The sequence below is a fragment of the Kitasatospora paranensis genome (assembly GCF_039544005.1).
GTDB classification, from domain to species: domain Bacteria; phylum Actinomycetota; class Actinomycetes; order Streptomycetales; family Streptomycetaceae; genus Kitasatospora; species Kitasatospora paranensis.
In genome coordinates this window covers 693,267-707,524 of record NZ_BAABKV010000001.1, presented here as the reverse complement: position 1 = coordinate 707,524, position 14,258 = coordinate 693,267, and the positions used below count along the sequence as shown (strand labels likewise).

Sequence of the window (14,258 nt, the reverse complement as noted above, 5' to 3'; positions counted from 1 at the left end):
GCCGGCTGTCTGAAATCCCGCCGGGCGGGCAGGCGGGGTGGGAACACCCGACCCCGGAGGTGACCGTGAACGTGATGATCCTGCTCCTCGTCCCGCTGGCCCTGGCCGGTGTCCTTGCGGTCGGCCTGTCCGACACGCGGGGACGGCACCGCGGCCGTCGGCTCCGCCTGTGGCAGCCCTCCCACCATGCCGGCACCGCGGCGAAACACCGCGCGTGAGCGCAGCGGTCCCGTCCCGGCGACCGGCCGCCCTGATCGTCCCCACCGGACCGTCCCGCCCGGACCGTCCCGGCGGACCGTCACGGGGCAAGGCACTCCGGCGGCAGCGGGAACCAGCGCAGGGCCTCGAAGTCCGCGGGGAGGCCGCACGGACCCGCGTCGGCCGGTTCGGGCCGCCCGGCGAGCAGCGCGCGGGCCTCGGCCAACTGCTCTGCCAGGACCTCCTCGCCGACCCTGGCCCGGCCGCGGGGCCAGCCCAGGCGCCCCTGCGCGTCGTAGAGGGCGTCGGTCAGCCGCAGCGGCGGTCCGGCCGCGGCGTCCCGGTGGCGCCACAACCCGCTGGGAGGGTCGAAGCGGTAGTCGGGCAGCAGTCGGTGCCCGTGGTCGGCCAGCAGGCCGACGGCGTCGATGAGATAGTCCCGGACGGTGTCGGAGAGGAAGTAGTGGAAGTTGATCCGCGTCCAGCCCGGTTTGATCCCCTCGCACCGGTGCCGGACGATCTCGTCCCGGAAGGCGTGCGAGTGCGACGCGTCGATCGCCAGCAGCCGGTGGCCGTAGGGCCCGGCGCAGGAGCAGCCGCCGCGCGACTGTATGCCGAAGAGGTCGTTGAGGACGGCGACCACGAAGTTGTGGTGCAGGAACCGCTCGCCGTGCCGGATCCGGAAGGACACGATGGACAGCCTCCTGGCGCGGTGGCTGCCGAGCACGTCGATCCCCGGGTTCCGCTCCCAGCGGTCCAGGGCCGTCCGCCACAGGTGCTCCTCGCGGGCCTGGATCAGGTCGGTGCCGACGGCCTGCTTGAGGCCGAAGACCAGCCCGGCGCGGACGGACTCCACGATGGCGGGCGTCCCGCCCTCCTCCCGGGCGACCGGGTCGTCCAGGTAGCGGTGGGTGCGGTGGTCCACGAACATCACCGTGCCGCCCCCCGGCATGGTGGGCACCCGGTTGCGCACGAGGTCCCGGCGCACCACCAGCACGCCCGGCGTCTGCGGTCCGCCGGGGAACTTGTGCGGTGACAGGAAGACCGCGTCCTTGTGGTCGCCGCGCCCGGGCGCGCTCTCGCCGACCCGGATCGGAACGTAGGGGCCCGCGGCCGCGTAGTCCCAGAACGAGAGGGCGCCGTGCTCGTGCAGCGTCCGGGCGACGGTGTCCGCGTCGGTGAGGATGCCGGTCACGTTGGACGCCGCGGAGAAGCTCCCGATGACCAGCGGCCGGTCCGCGAAGCGTCGCAGCCGGGCCCGCAGGTCGGCCAGGTCGATGTGGCCGTCGGCGTCGGCTCCGATCTCGACGACGTCGGCGATCGTCTCCCGCCAGGGCAGCTCGTTCGAGTGGTGCTCGTAGGGGCCGACGAGCACGGCCGGGCGCTCGGCCTCGGGTATCCGCCCGCGCAGGCCGTACCGGTCGTCGAGACCGGCCGGCAGGCGCAGTTCGAGGATGCCGACGAGCTTGTTCACCGCGGCGGTGGCCCCCGACCCGCAGAAGATCACCAGGTGGTCGTCGTCGCCGCCGACGGCGTCCCGGATCAGCCGGCGGGCGTCCTCGCGCAGCCGGCCGGTCTGCAGGCCGGTCCCGGAGCTCTCGGTGTGCGTGTTCGCGTAGCGGGGGAGCACGGCGTCGCGGATGAAGTCCTCGATGAAGTCCAGCGAGCGGCCCGAGGCGGTGTAGTCGGCGTACGTGACCCGCCGCGGGCCGTACGGGCCGTCGAGGATCTCGCCCTCGCCGATGATGCCCGCGCGGATCCGCTCCAGCAGCGGCGAGGTCGGAGCAGGGGGCGCCGACCGCTCGCCCGACGCGATGGTGCTGCTCACGTCGGCCTCCTTCCGGGCCTGCCGGAACGGCCGGTGCGGTTCCGGGGGAGCCCTGTCCTCCCTCAGCATCCCGCAGGGGTAGCCCGCCGGACCAGAGGCGCGCAGCAGCGCGGACGAGAGGCGCGCAGCACCCCGGGCCGTACGTCGCAACCGGGCCGGACGCCGCGGCGCCGCTCAGCCGTCGTGTCCGAGCAGGTACCGGACGGCGCGCCCGAACAGCAGGCGGCCGCACCATGCCGTCGGGGCGTCGAACGCGCGCGGCAGCGCCGCCACCCGTACGTCCTCCCGCCACTGGACGACCGACCCCTGCGGATGGGACCGGACTTCGATCTCCGCCCAGCCGGTCACCACGGTGCCGCGCTTCTCGAGCCGGCACAGCCCCGGCCGGCCCTGCTCCGGCGGCTGCCAGGACGTCACCTCCATCGGGTCGTCGAAGCCCGCCGGCCCGAGGGCCGTCCGCGCGGTGAACAGCGTCCCCACCCCCTCGGGCCGCGCACGGACGACCCGGACCGCCGTGAACGGGACGGGACCGGAGTGTCGTTCCCAGTCGGTCATCCGACGCCAGGCCGCGGCGGGCGGCAGGGCGGAGCGGCGGGTGATCCGGAAGAGCGCCATGGGGCGATCGTAGGCACGGACGGCCGGTCGACCCCGCCTCTCCCGCGCCTCGGGCCTCGCGTCGTTCCGGGCACCGCCGGCCAAATGCCCGTGGGCGACGGACGATCCCTGGCGCACCCTCACCTCTCGGACGACCGGTCCCCGGGCACCCGACCGGCACCTGACCTGCGCCGTCGCCGATGCCGCCGCCGGCCGGGGCATCCGGCGGCGCTGCCGGTCCCGTTCGGGGGAAATCCCCGGCGCGGCGCGGTTCGCCCCGATCGGGGCGGCTCGGGCGGGGAACGCTCCGGCAGCCCCAAGGAGGACCTCGTGCACCGAACCCCCGCACCCCCGGCCGGCCGCAGTCCCGGGCGCCCCGGTCGACGGACCTTCCTCACCGCGATGGCAACCGCAGCCACCGCCCTCACCGGTTCTGTCACCGCCGCCCGTCCGGCCGACCGGCCGACGACGGTGGCCGCGTCGACGGAGGTGGCCGCCACGGCCGGTTCCAAGCGCCAGATGCGGGGCCTGTGGATCACCACCCTGGACAACATCGACTGGCCGGACAGCCCCGGGCTGGACGCCGACACCCTGCGGGCGGACTTCGTCGCGCTGCTCGACGGGGCGCGGGCGATCGGCTTCAACGCCGTGTTCGTCCAGGTCCGTCCCGCGGCCGACGCGCTGTGGCCGTCACCGTTCGAGCCGTGGTCGCAGTGGCTGACGGGCACCCAGGGACAGGACCCCGGCTGGGATCCGCTGGCGTTCATGGTCCTGGCCGCCCACGAGCGCGGACTCGCTTTCCACGCCTGGTTCAACCCGTTCCGGGTGGCGCTGCAGCCGGACCGTTCGCAGCTGGTGGCCACCCACCCCGCCCGCCGCCACCCCGACTGGGTGGTCGCCTACCGCGACGAGCTCTACTACAACCCCGGGATCCCCGCCGTCCGCGCCTTCGTCCAGCAGGCGATCATGGACGCGGTGGTCCGCTACGACCTCGACGGCGTCCATTTCGACGACTACTTCTACCCCTACCCGTCCGAGGACGAGTTCCCCGACGACGAGGCGTTCGCCGCCTACGGTCGGGGGTTCGGCGACCGGGCCGCCTGGCGCCGGGACAATGCCGACCGGATGGTGCGGGAGATGCGCGACCACGTCCGCGCCGCCCGCCCCGAAGCCGTCTACGGCATCAGCCCGTTCGGTGTCTGGCGCAACGACACCACCGACCCGGACGGATCCGCCACCACCGCCCTGCAGTCCTACGACAGCCTCCACAGCGACACGCGCGGCTGGGTCCGCAAGGGGTGGGTCGACTACATCGCCCCGCAGCTCTACTGGCACATCGGCTTCACCGTCGCGGACTACGCCGTCCTCGCGCCGTGGTGGGCACGGCAGACGGCCGGCACCGACACCCAGCTGTGGATCGGACAGTCCGCCTCCCGCCCGGGGGCCCCGGGGCGCCCCGCCCCCTGGCAGGATCCGGCCGAACTCTCCCGCCACCTCACCCTCAACGCCACACTCCCGGCCATCGGCGGAGACCTCTTCTTCAGCGCCCGTACCGTCGGCATCGACCGCATCGGCGCCGTCAGACGCCTCGCGGCCGATCACTGGCAACGCCCGGCCCTCGCCCCGCTCCTGCCCCGGCTGGCGCTCGCCGCCCCTCCCGGCCCGCCGCTGCTCACCCTCGCGCCCGACCGGACGAGCCTGCGGATCACCCCCTCGCCGCACCCGGGCGGCCCGCGCCCGTTCCAGTACGCGGTCTACCGGTACGACAGCCACCCCGGTCCGACCCCGCCCCTCGAACTCCCGTACCTGACCGCGTTGCTGCCCGCCCTCGCCACCGACCACTACCTGCCCGCGAACGCCGCCGCCGGCGCCGCAGGCACCTGGTACGCCGTCACCGCGGTGGACCGCTCCGGCCGTGAGAGCCACGCCGGCCCACCGGTCGCGATCACCGCGGGGTGATCCGCCGTCCGGGCCCCGTCGGACGTGACCTTTCGGATCAGCACGACATCGTTCTGCCCCAAGGGCCGATCCGGAGCGCCTCCGTCGACGGCACCGTCCACCGGCCCGTACGCGCGTGCGGGCGGCCGGGCCGGTGCGTTGGCGGTGCCCGGGCGGTTTGGTTGCGCCGGGGTGCGCCCCGCCCGGCCTGGCGAGTCCGGCCTCTGGGCCGTGGGGCGGATGTCCGCGCTTCCGCCGCGGTCCCGTACGCCCTCGACACCCTGCGACAGGTGCCGGAAGGGTGGGGTGACGCCGCCGGAGCACGGTGGCAGCACCCAGGGGAGGCAGATGTGGGGACCACTCGGAGGTTCCAGCGGTCGGTCGCGGCGACGGTGTTGGCCGCTGCGGCGGTGCTGGCGCCCGTGACGTTCGCCGTGACGCCCGCCGCCGCGCAGGTCGGCAACTGCAGCAAGGGGTACAACAACGCCAACACGGCCTGGGGCACGTGCACCACGGGCAGCGGTGCGTGGAGCCTCACCGTCCAGTGCTACTTCTGGGCGGCCCACACCTCCTACGGCAACGGCCCCGGCAGCATCTACTCCAGCTGCCCGGCACAGTCGCACATCACGAACATCATCCTGCAGACCACCGTCTGACCCCAGGCCCGGCCCCGGTCCCGCTGCCGTGCGCCGGCGCCCCTGGCGGGGGCACGGTTGCGGCTCGGTGACGATGCCCGCGGATCCCGCCCGGACGGGGCGCCGCGGTGCCGGGGCCGGGGCGTGAGGCCGGATCGTCCGGGCGCTGCGAGGCGGCGACCCGGACGTGGCCTTGCTGTTCTTCGCCGTCGCGGTCTGCTTCGGTGCCTGGCTGGTGTCCGGCTTCCCGCACGAGCGGCCGGCGGCCACCGCCGTGCTGACCCTGATCACCCTCGCGGGTGCCGCCTCCGCGGTGCTCATGGCCGGACCGGCCCATGTGCTGAGCCGCCTCCTCCGCGGCACCTACTGACGGCCCGGCCGCCGAAGCACGATCGGGTCTGCCCCCGGGAGCCCGTCAGCCGTCGGCCGCAGCGCCGTCGGAGATTCGACTGTCGGCCGGGAACCAGTCGGTGTCGAGGTCGAACGTCACGCGGTAGCCCGTCAGCGTTCCCTCGGCTCCTGGCTCCACGCACTCGTCATCGCGCTCCTCCGCGGGGGCGCCGAGGGCCAAGCCGTCGACGTAGGTGCCGGTCAGGGCACGGCCCCCGGCCCGCACACGCACGTCCACCCGTCGGCAGAGCGCGGATACCAGAGACAGGTGCAGGGCCGGCCAATGGTTCGCCAGGCGCCCGAAGACGCCGTCCAGGTCGAAGCTGCCCCTCTGCTCCGTGCCGGGAAGACCGTGCCCGTGGACGTCGAGGACCAGCCGGGTGGGCGACGCGATCCGAAGTGCGAACGACCCGACGACACCGGCCGCTACGGCCTCCGTGTACTCCGTGTGCAGTACCTGGACGACGCGGTCCGGCAGGGAGGGATCGTCACGCCCCACCCCGAAGAACATCCCCGGGTACCTCCGGACCGCGGTGAACCCCTCGAACACCACGATGTGCGCGGCGTCGTAGTCCTCGGCGGGGGAGGCACAGTGGCGGCCATGGCCATCCAGTCCTCCGGTCGCGCCGTGAGGCCGTTGGGCGCGAAGAGGGCCGTGCGGGCTGCCTCGGGCAGGCGCCACAGCGCCGCCTCCCCGGCAATGGCCCCGGCGAATGCACGGTGCAGGGGAGGCAGCGGCGGAACGGGTGCGCCGTCAGGGAAGAAGGCCCGCAGATAGGGGGCCAGGGGATGTGCCGCTGACCGGGGCGCGAGTGTCACGGCGGCGAGTGCACAGGGGAGCAGGGCCGACAGGTCGTCCGATCGCCGGACGAGAGCCTCCGCGAGCTGGTCGCGACACGGCCGCACCATGAACTGCACCGGTGCGGCCATGTCCCCAAGGGACGCGCCGAAGGCACGCGGGGAACGGGCCAGCGTGAGCAGCACCTGCACGGCGGCCTTGTCCTGCGCGAGCGTCTCGGCCACGGCCGCGCTGCCGCGGACGGCGGGGGTCGGATCGTCCAGCCACCGGCGAGGCTCACCGCCGAGGTCGCCGATCGCGTACACCAGCGTGGCGCGCTCGTAGGCGCCTGTGGCGTGCTCGGCGAGCCTCTCGATCCTGTCCAGCAGGGCGGGGCGTTGCGCCGCTGCGGCCGGGTGGCGGGCGAGTCTGCCGATGGCGGCCGCCGCGCAGGCCTGCTGCTGCGGACGGTCGGCGACGAGATGCGGAACCACGGCGCTGAGGAGCTCCGGCGCGGCGTCGTAGCAGGCGAGTGCCGCCGCGCGTTCACCGCGCGCCCGAAACTCCTCGGCCTCCGCGCCGAGGTCGCCCGCCACAGCGACCCGGTGGAGGTAGGCGAGCAGGGCGTCGCGTATCGACGGGTCGTCAGGCCCCAGCCGCGGATCGTCCAGGAGCCCGGCGACGACGAGCGCCACGGGCGCCGTCACCGACCAGGCTCCGCCGTCCGGATGCAGGGTTTCCGACCAGAGGTGGGAGTATCCGGCCACGAAGGCGCGCGCGTCGTCGTCGGCGAGCAAGGCGCGCAGGTGCCCGGGCGTGTCCGTGGCCGGACCGCGGGCGTGGGCGAGTCGGGGCCAGTCGAAGTCGCCGAGGCGCTTCGGCACGTCGCGATCCTTCCCTGAGGCGGTCGGCCCGAACCGGCGGAGTCGTCGCGGTGGGAGCGGGTTCGGACGAGCGGTGCGGAGTGCGGGCCGGTGCGTCCGCGGAAGACGGCGGGCCGCGCGTCCGGTGTCAGCTGCGGCGGAACAGTCTCCCCAGCCAGCCGCCGGTCTGCCGGGTGGCCTTGTCGCAGGCGCAGCGGTTCGCTGCCGGCACCCCGGCGAGGACCTGCTCCACGTGCATGCCGCAGCCCGCATAGGTGATCCTGCTGCAGGTCCGGCAGATAGCGCGTCGGCACATCCTGTGCTCCTCTCCTCCGTGGCCCTCGGGTGAGCCTCGGGCTCCACTATACCCCGAGGGGTATAAGACCGGACGGCAGCGCCGGGCGTCCGCCCCTCGTGCCCATGCCCGCGCGGACCGTTCGCGCGCGCTGTTCACACCCGCCACACCCGGTGCACGGCGTGCGGTCGGCCGCGGTTGGGCCGAAGCTGTGAGGGTGGCGGCGCCGATGCCGCCCGGTCGGCACACCCGCCGCCCGAAGGACTCCACCGTGAAGCGCACCGTCTCGTCCGCCGTGGCCCTGGCCGTGACCCTGGCAGCCGCGGTCACCGCCGCCGGCAGCCCCGCCGCTGCCCAGGCGCAGCGACGCGCCCCCGCCCGGACCGACACTTCTACGGTACGAAGACGCCCTACGCCCCGCAGGAGGACCTGCGCGCCTACCAGCCCGCACCGCGCGGATTCACCCCGGTCTTCACCGAGAACGTCGCACGGCACGGCTCCCGGGCCATGACCGACAGCGGCGACGGCGACGCCGTCCTCGCCGTGCTGCAGAGCGCTCAGGACCGCGGCGCGCTCACCGCCCTCGGCCGGCGCCTCGGCCCGCAGGTCCGTGCGCTGCTCGCCGGCGCCTCGTCGATCGGCTACGGCAGCCTCTCCGCCCGCGGCGCCCAGGAGCAGCAGCAGGCCGCGCTGCGCCTGGAGCGCCGTCTGCCCGGGCTCTTCGACGCTATCGCCGCCGGGCAGCAGCCGATCGCGGTCGAGACGTCCGGCGTCGCCCGGGCCGTGGCGAGTGCGAACGCCTTCACCGCGGGGCTGACCGCCGGTGACCCCGCCCTGGCAGCCGTGATCCGGCCGCCCGTCACCGACAAGAACCTGCTGTACTTCCACAAGCAGCCGCAGAACGCCGACTACCAGGCCTACCTCGCGAGCGATCCCGACCTGGCCGCCGTGCTCGCCCGGATCGACGGCGAGCCCGAGACCGCACGGGCGGCCGCACAGGTCGCCGCCCGGCTGTTCCGGCCCGACTTCGCCGCCGCGATGACGGGGGAGGAGCGGCTCGCCTTCGCCCGCTCGCTCTACCAGCTCTACGGCGCAGCGCCCGATCTGCGCGCCGAGGCCCCCGACGTGGACCTCGACCCGTTCCTGCCGGCCGAGGACGCCCGCCGGCTCGCCTACCTCGACGACGCCGAGGAGTTCTACCAGAAGGGCCCCGCCTTCAGCGGACGCACCATCACCTACGGCATGGCGCAGGTCCTGCTCGACGACCTGCTGTCCCAGGCCGCGGCGAAGGCGCACGGCACGAGCGACAAGGGCGCCGTCCTCCGCTTCACCCACGCCGAGGAGATCGAACCGCTCGCCGTCCTGCTCGGCCTGCCCGGCAGCACCGAGCCCGCGGACCCGGCGCAGCCCTACAGCTACGGCACCAACCCGTGGCGCGGCGCCCGGGTCGCCCCGATGGCCGCGAACGTGCAGTGGGACCTGTTCGCCGGCCCCGCGCACGGCGGTGCGGACGCCCGCGCGGCGGGCGGCCGGACGGCGGGGGGCGCGACCGCGCCGGGCGGCACTCGGTACCTGGTCCGGATGCTCTACAACGAGAAGGAGACCGCATTCCCCGCCGCCTGCAGGCCGATCGCCCGGGGCAGCTACTTCTACGACCTCGACGAGGTGGAGCGCTGCTTCGGCCGCCACTGACCGGTCACCCCGCGGCCGGGGGTCCTCCACCGGTCCGCCGACCGCCCGCTGCGCTTCCGTCGTCCGCCGACCGCCCGCTGCGCTTCCGTCGTCCGCCGACCGCCCGCTGCGCTTCCATGCGCCCCCCGTGCACGGCGCAGGCGCCCGGTGTATTCGTGCGCGCGACCGCCGGAACCGGCCAGGATGTGAGCGGAGTCGCCGAGGGGCCCGATCGGGCCGGAGCCGGGGGCGGGCCGGCGGCGAGGCGGGGGAACGGTGCAGGGCGGGGTGGACGTGGTCGGCGGTGCGCCGGAGAGCGAGCCGTGGCCGGAGTTTCTTTCGGGCCGGCCGGTGCTGGTCGTCCCGGCCGCACCCGGCAGGGCGCCCGCGCCGGAGGACGGCTGGACGGACGCCGGTACGGCCCTGGCCCTGACACACCCGCGGGCGGGGTGGTCGGCCGTCCTGAGCGGCCGGCGCCTGTCCCTGCGGCGGCCCGGCGGCGAGGCCTGGTTCGAAGGGGAGGTCGCCGCGACCCGGGACTGGCGCCGGTCGCTGCGCACGCACCGCTCGGTCCTGCTGGTCACCGGCCCGTTCGCCAACCCCTTCGAGCTCCCCGCCGCGGCCGCCGCAGGCCGACTCGTCGTCCTCGCCGCCGCCGCCCGTCTGGCCGACGACTGCCTCTGACCCCTGCCGCCCGCCCCGCGGGGTACGGCCGCGGCTGCGGGCGGCGTGGAGCGGTCTCAGCGGCGCAGGGCGGTCTCCCGTTCCATGCGGGACAGCTTCTCCGGATTGCGCACCGCATAGAGCCCGGTGACGAGGCCGTCGTCGATCCGCACCGCCACGACCGTGTCGAGCACGCCGTCGAGCCGCAGGATCAGCGCAGGGTGGCCGTTCACCTGGGCCGGCACCAGTGACGTCGTGGCGGTGATCCTGCCCAGCCCGCCGGCCAGCAGCCGGGCCACCTTGTCCGCCCCCACGACGGGCCGCAGCACGGCCTGCTTGATCCCGCCCCCGTCACCCAGCAGGACGACGTCCGGCGCGAGGATGTCGACCAGGCCCTGCAGGTCGCCCGTCTCGACCGCCCGCCGGAACGCAACGAGCGCATCCCGGCTCTCGTCCGGGGACACCACTCCGCGCGGACGGCGCGCCGCGACGTGCGCCCGTGCCCGGTGCGCGATCTGGCGGACCGCGGCCGGGCTCTTGTCGACGGCTTCGGCGATCTCGTCGTACCCGACGTCGAACACCTCGCGCAGCACGAACACCGCCCGCTCGGTCGGCGCCAGCGTCTCCAGGACCAGCAGCATCGCCATCGAGACGCTGTCGGCCAGCTCGACGTCCTCGGCCACGTCCGGCGTGGTCAGCAGCGGCTCGGGCAGCCAGGAGCCGACGTAGGACTCCTTGCGGCGGCCGAGCGTCCGCAGCCGGGTCAGCGCCTGCCGCGTGGTGATCCGCACCAGGTACGCCCGCTGCTCCCGCACGGTGTCGAGATCGACACCCGCCCACCGCAGCCAGGTCTCCTGCAGGACGTCCTCCGCGTCGGCGGCCGAGCCGAGCATCTCGTAGGCCACGGTGAACAGCAGGTTGCGATGGGCGACGAACGCCGCAGTCGCCGGGTCCGTGCCCGGGCTGCCGGCGAACCGGCCGCCGGTGTCCTCCACGCCCTCACTGTGCTCGTTCCGCACGGCTGCTCCTTCCCCTCGCTCCCGACGATCCCACGCGCACAGGACGCCTCGCCCCGCCGTTCTGTGACACCCGGTCGCGGTGGCGCACGTCACACCGCCGACCCTGTCACGCGGCGCGGGCCGCCGGCATCTGGTGGTCGTCAGCGCACCACCACGAGTGAGGACGAGGTCATGGACACCCGCATCAACCTCTTCGAGAACGAGATCGGCGCCCGGTTCGCCAAGCGGTTCGCCAATGCGGCCCTGGTGATCCACGGGTCGCCGCTGCCGAGCTCCACCCAGGAGCTGGTGTCCCTGCGCGCCAGCCAGATCAACGGCTGCGGGTGGTGCATCGACCTGCACACCAAGGAGGCCGCGGCCGCCGGCGAGAGTGCCGTCCGGCTCCACCTCGTCGCCGCCTGGCGCGAGTCCACCGTGTTCACCGAGGCGGAGCGGGCCGCGCTGGCCCTCGCCGAGGAGGGCACCCGGCTGGCCGACGCCCACCAGGGCGTCTCCGACGACACCTGGGCCCAGGTGCGCAAGCACTACGACGACGACCAGATCGCCGCCCTGGTCTCCCTGGTCGCCCTGATCAACGCGGCCAACCGGCTCGCCGTCATCACGCACCAGCGGGGCGGCTCCTACGAGCCCGGCATGTTCGCCGCCGCCCTCGACTGACGAACAGCCACATCCGGCCCGGCCCGGGCATCCCCTGCCGGGCCGCTCAGCGGACGGTTTTGCGCAGCGTCCCTCCCGCGTGACTGCCGTGGAGCGCTGCCGCCTGAACGCCGTCCAGCCCGTCCGAGGAGGTCCCCTCGGACGGGCTGGACGGGTGGGAGTCGATCCGCACCGACCGGCTGTTCGCGTGGGCACGGGAGATGACCGTGGAGCCGGGCCGGGCGGTGCGGCGCGTGACGGGCCCGGTCACCTCGATGAGGCCGCTCGACTACTCGCTCCGACCGCCCGGCAGGGCGATCGGCCGGTAGCGGAGCGCCTCGTCGACGATCTGCACGGCGGAGGCGTCCCGGAGGCGGGCCGGGGGATGGAAGATCAGGTCGGCCATGCGGGGATGCGGCACGTTGGCGTCGAGAAGTCGCAGGCAGTGGTGGCTCTCCGGGGCAGCCGCCAGGACCCGCCGGACGAGTTCGACGAGCTCGTCCCGGGTGATGCCCGGAACCCGGGGCCGAGCGGGCCGGGCAGCCTCCACCGCGAGGTCCACCAGGTCGCGGCTGCCGTCGTACTCGGCGAAGTCCAAGGGGCCGTAGTCGTGACCGGTCCTTGCGTTGAATGCCGCGATCGCTCGCTCGGCGCCCGCCTGGTCGGCGGTGAGCATCCCTGCGATCCGCTCGATCTCGCGGCACAACTCGTCCAGCTCGAGCTGCGGAACGGACGGCGGCAGCAGCTCGGGCCTCAGATCCATGCTCCGGACGATGCCAGACGGCGCCGACACCCCCGAGCCGTCAGGCCCGGACGGCCGCTGCCCCGGCCAGGCGTGGTCGGCCGGGCACCGGCAGCCGGATGGGGTCAGCTCGCGGCGGGGGTGTGGCGTGCCGCCGCGAGCCCGGCCAGTGTCCGCAGCTGTGCGTAGAAGGACCGGCAGTCTTCGGTGCCGATCAGCGGCAGGATCCTGTCGAGGTTCGCGATGCATGCCCAGAGGATCGCGATGCCTTCGTCGTCGAGCCCGCGCGTGAGTTCCCTCTGGACGAGGCCGGCCACGTCCGCGTCGAGGAGGATCAGGTCGACGTTCTCGATGTCCACGCCGCGGAAGCTCGCTGGGAACGGCGTGCCTCGGTGCTCGGCCCACAGCCGGGCGAGCCGGTTGTCGGAGGGTGTGCCGCCGCCGTCCTCGGTCGTCGTCCCCGCGGCGGCCGGCGCCGGGAAGAGCAGGGCCGCCGTGTCGAAGGCGGCGCGCACCATCTCGACGGCCCTGGGCAGCGTGAGCGCGGCGCTGGTCACGGTGCCGCGTGCGACCTGGTCGCGCAGCAGACGGCAGGCCTGGAGGAGGTCGGCGGCCCCGGGTGGGACGAGGCCTGCTGCGGCCGCCTGCGTGATGAGGTCCGGGAACGTCGGCCCGACGCCGCAGCGTTCGCCGAGGGCGTGCTCCACGGCGACCAGCGCGTGCGTGACGGCCACGGTGCCGAACTCGTAGCGGTAGAAGGCGTGGCGGACGAGTTCGCGGGAGGTTTCGAGCGCACTCACGACGTACGAGGGTGCGTGCGCGGGCAGGACCAGGTCGGCCACCAGGTCGTCCATGCCCGCGAAGTCGGCCGCGAGGCCGTGGGCCCGCGGGTCGGGCCGCGGAGCGTCGGACGGCTTGAGGGCGGGCGCCAGGGTGTTCACCGCCGCAGTCTCGCCGCCCCCAGGCTTCCGCCGCCAGAGGATTCCACCGTGGCGATGCACGGGGGACCGGGTGGCGGCCCGGCCGACGGCTGCTCTGCGGAGGGGCTGCCGGGGGCCGGTCGGCTCGCTGCGGAGCGTGCCGTCGACCACGGTGACGGCCCGTCCGCGGAGCATGACCCGTTCCCCGGTGACGAGGCAGGCCATCAGTCCGCCGCGCGAGGAGGCCTGGTAGCCGGTCACCTCGGACCGGCCGAGCCGTGCCGCCCAGTACGGTGCGAGAGCGGTGTGGGCGCCACCGGTGACCGGGTCCTCCGGGATGCCGACGGCCGGGCAGAAGTTCCGGGAGACGAAGTCGTAGCCGGCCGCGCGGTCCTCCGCAGGGGCGGTGACGGTGACGCTCCTGATGGGCAGTCGGGCCACCGCGGCGAGGTCGGGGGTGAGGGCGCGCACCGTGCGCTCGTCGGAGAGCAGGACCAGGGCCTTGTCGAGGGCCGCGGTGCGGAGGACTGCCAGCGGGGTGCAGCCGAGGGCGCTCTCCAGGCCGGGCAGCGGCTCGGCCGGGACGGACCTGCTCGCGGGGAGGTCGAGCGTGATCGATCCGTCCGCCTCGGGACGGGCCCGCAGCACCCCGCTGCGGGTGCCGAAGCGCACCCAGTCGCGGCCGATCAGGCCGTCGGAGTGGAGGGCGTGCGCGGTGGCCAGCGTGGCGTGCCCGCACAGATGGGCCTCGTTCACGGGGGTGAACCAGCGCAGGCCCCAGTCCGTCCCGTCAGGGGCGGCGCGCCGCAGGGCGAAGGCGGTCTCGGACTGGTTCATCTCGGCGGCGACCCGCCGCATCCAGGCGTCCTCGGGCCAGGTGCCGTCCGGCCGATCCGGTCCGTCGGGCTGGTGCGTCCAGCCTGGCCGATCCGCCCCGCCCGGGCGATCCGTCTCGTCCAGCACGCAGACGGCGGCCGGATTGCCGCCGAAGGGCCGGTCGGTGAAGGCGTCGATGATCCGGATCCGCATGCGGCGACCCTAGGCGCCGTTGGCGCTCCCCGGGAAAGGCCAATTCCGATCAGGTGGAC

14 protein-coding genes and 1 pseudogene are annotated in these 14,258 nt (G+C 74.6%); 7 read left to right on the top strand and 8 right to left on the bottom strand.

The features are described from left to right. Nucleotides 1–65: 65 nt before the first annotated feature. Nucleotides 66–218 (top strand): hypothetical protein, encoded by a 153-nt coding sequence (locus ABEB13_RS03650; RefSeq protein ID WP_345704250.1) that lies wholly within the window; start codon nucleotides 66–68, stop codon nucleotides 216–218. A gap of 80 nt (nucleotides 219–298) precedes the next feature. Here ABEB13_RS03650 and ABEB13_RS03645 read toward each other — a convergent pair whose 3' ends face one another. Both ABEB13_RS03645 and ABEB13_RS03640 read right to left on the bottom strand, forming a co-directional pair. After that, on the bottom strand, nucleotides 299–2,026 hold the full coding sequence (locus ABEB13_RS03645; RefSeq protein WP_345704249.1) for an aminotransferase class V-fold PLP-dependent enzyme: 1,728 nt from the start codon (nucleotides 2,024–2,026) through the stop codon (nucleotides 299–301). Nucleotides 2,027–2,200: 174 nt separating this feature from the next. Next, nucleotides 2,201–2,641 (bottom strand): SRPBCC family protein, encoded by a 441-nt coding sequence (locus tag ABEB13_RS03640; protein ID WP_345704248.1) that lies wholly within the window; start codon nucleotides 2,639–2,641, stop codon nucleotides 2,201–2,203. Between the two features lie 381 nt (nucleotides 2,642–3,022). Between ABEB13_RS03640 and ABEB13_RS03635 the strand changes: the two are divergent. From ABEB13_RS03635 to ABEB13_RS03625, 3 genes and pseudogenes are all read left to right on the top strand, one after another. Further along, nucleotides 3,023–4,225: pseudogene (locus ABEB13_RS03635) on the top strand (glycoside hydrolase family 10-like protein); the annotation flags it as partial. A 755-nt stretch (nucleotides 4,226–4,980) separates the two neighbouring features. Beyond that, a complete protein-coding gene (locus tag ABEB13_RS03630) occupies nucleotides 4,981–5,214 on the top strand; it encodes a hypothetical protein (RefSeq protein WP_345704246.1) in 234 nt (77 codons plus the stop codon). A gap of 166 nt (nucleotides 5,215–5,380) precedes the next feature. Beyond that, the gene (locus ABEB13_RS03625; protein ID WP_345704245.1) at nucleotides 5,381–5,563 is read left to right on the top strand and encodes a hypothetical protein; all 183 of its coding nucleotides are present in this window, start codon (nucleotides 5,381–5,383) and stop codon (nucleotides 5,561–5,563) included. A gap of 45 nt (nucleotides 5,564–5,608) precedes the next feature. Here ABEB13_RS03625 and ABEB13_RS03620 read toward each other — a convergent pair whose 3' ends face one another. From ABEB13_RS03620 to ABEB13_RS03610, 3 genes are all read right to left on the bottom strand, one after another. After that, complete coding sequence (locus ABEB13_RS03620; protein ID WP_345704244.1) at nucleotides 5,609–6,094, bottom strand: hypothetical protein; 486 nt, start codon at nucleotides 6,092–6,094, stop codon at nucleotides 5,609–5,611. After that, nucleotides 6,010–7,245 carry a hypothetical protein gene (locus ABEB13_RS03615; protein ID WP_345704243.1) on the bottom strand — a complete coding sequence of 412 codons (1,236 nt, stop codon included), beginning with the start codon at nucleotides 7,243–7,245 and terminating at the stop codon, nucleotides 6,010–6,012. Before ABEB13_RS03615 ends, ABEB13_RS03620 begins: the two co-directional genes overlap by 85 nt. 127 nt (nucleotides 7,246–7,372) lie before the next feature. Beyond that, the gene (locus ABEB13_RS03610) at nucleotides 7,373–7,540 is read right to left on the bottom strand and encodes a hypothetical protein (protein ID WP_345704242.1); all 168 of its coding nucleotides are present in this window, start codon (nucleotides 7,538–7,540) and stop codon (nucleotides 7,373–7,375) included. 486 nt (nucleotides 7,541–8,026) lie between these two features. Between ABEB13_RS03610 and ABEB13_RS03605 the strand changes: the two genes are divergently transcribed. Continuing rightward, the gene (locus ABEB13_RS03605; protein ID WP_345704241.1) at nucleotides 8,027–9,211 is read left to right on the top strand and encodes a histidine-type phosphatase; all 1,185 of its coding nucleotides are present in this window, start codon (nucleotides 8,027–8,029) and stop codon (nucleotides 9,209–9,211) included. Nucleotides 9,212–9,466: 255 nt separating this feature from the next. Beyond that, on the top strand, nucleotides 9,467–9,874 hold the full coding sequence (locus tag ABEB13_RS03600) for a hypothetical protein (protein ID WP_345704240.1): 408 nt from the start codon (nucleotides 9,467–9,469) through the stop codon (nucleotides 9,872–9,874). Nucleotides 9,875–9,930: 56 nt separating this feature from the next. Here ABEB13_RS03600 and ABEB13_RS03595 read toward each other — a convergent pair whose 3' ends face one another. Then, entirely contained in the window at nucleotides 9,931–10,848 is a 918-nt protein-coding gene (locus ABEB13_RS03595; protein ID WP_345709524.1) for an RNA polymerase sigma-70 factor, read from the bottom strand. Nucleotides 10,849–11,043: 195 nt separating this feature from the next. Between ABEB13_RS03595 and ABEB13_RS03590 the strand changes: the two genes are divergently transcribed. Beyond that, nucleotides 11,044–11,529 carry a carboxymuconolactone decarboxylase family protein gene (locus ABEB13_RS03590; protein WP_345704239.1) on the top strand — a complete coding sequence of 162 codons (486 nt, stop codon included), beginning with the start codon at nucleotides 11,044–11,046 and terminating at the stop codon, nucleotides 11,527–11,529. A gap of 268 nt (nucleotides 11,530–11,797) precedes the next feature. On the opposite strand, the gene ABEB13_RS03585 is transcribed toward ABEB13_RS03590, so the two are convergent. Together ABEB13_RS03585 and ABEB13_RS03580 are read right to left on the bottom strand one after the other, a co-directional pair. Next, the gene (locus ABEB13_RS03585; protein WP_345704238.1) at nucleotides 11,798–12,271 is read right to left on the bottom strand and encodes a hypothetical protein; all 474 of its coding nucleotides are present in this window, start codon (nucleotides 12,269–12,271) and stop codon (nucleotides 11,798–11,800) included. Nucleotides 12,272–12,375: 104 nt separating this feature from the next. Further along, the gene (locus ABEB13_RS03580; RefSeq protein ID WP_345704237.1) at nucleotides 12,376–14,199 is read right to left on the bottom strand and encodes a PhzF family phenazine biosynthesis isomerase; all 1,824 of its coding nucleotides are present in this window, start codon (nucleotides 14,197–14,199) and stop codon (nucleotides 12,376–12,378) included. Nucleotides 14,200–14,258 lie beyond the last annotated feature (59 nt).

Excerpts from the sequence above, each read along its gene's own strand:
- ABEB13_RS03640 (WP_345704248.1), bottom strand. The coding sequence starts at position 2,641 with ATGGCGCTCTTCCGGATCACCCGCCGCTCCGCCCTGCCGCCCGCCGCG.
- ABEB13_RS03620 (WP_345704244.1), bottom strand. The coding sequence starts at position 6,094 with ATGTTCTTCGGGGTGGGGCGTGACGATCCCTCCCTGCCGGACCGCGTC.
- ABEB13_RS03610 (WP_345704242.1), bottom strand. The coding sequence starts at position 7,540 with ATGTGCCGACGCGCTATCTGCCGGACCTGCAGCAGGATCACCTATGCG.
- ABEB13_RS03605 (WP_345704241.1), top strand. The coding sequence starts at position 8,027 with ATGACCGACAGCGGCGACGGCGACGCCGTCCTCGCCGTGCTGCAGAGC.
- ABEB13_RS03590 (WP_345704239.1), top strand. The coding sequence starts at position 11,044 with ATGGACACCCGCATCAACCTCTTCGAGAACGAGATCGGCGCCCGGTTC.
- ABEB13_RS03585 (WP_345704238.1), bottom strand. The coding sequence starts at position 12,271 with ATGGATCTGAGGCCCGAGCTGCTGCCGCCGTCCGTTCCGCAGCTCGAG.
- ABEB13_RS03580 (WP_345704237.1), bottom strand. The coding sequence starts at position 14,199 with ATGCGGATCCGGATCATCGACGCCTTCACCGACCGGCCCTTCGGCGGC.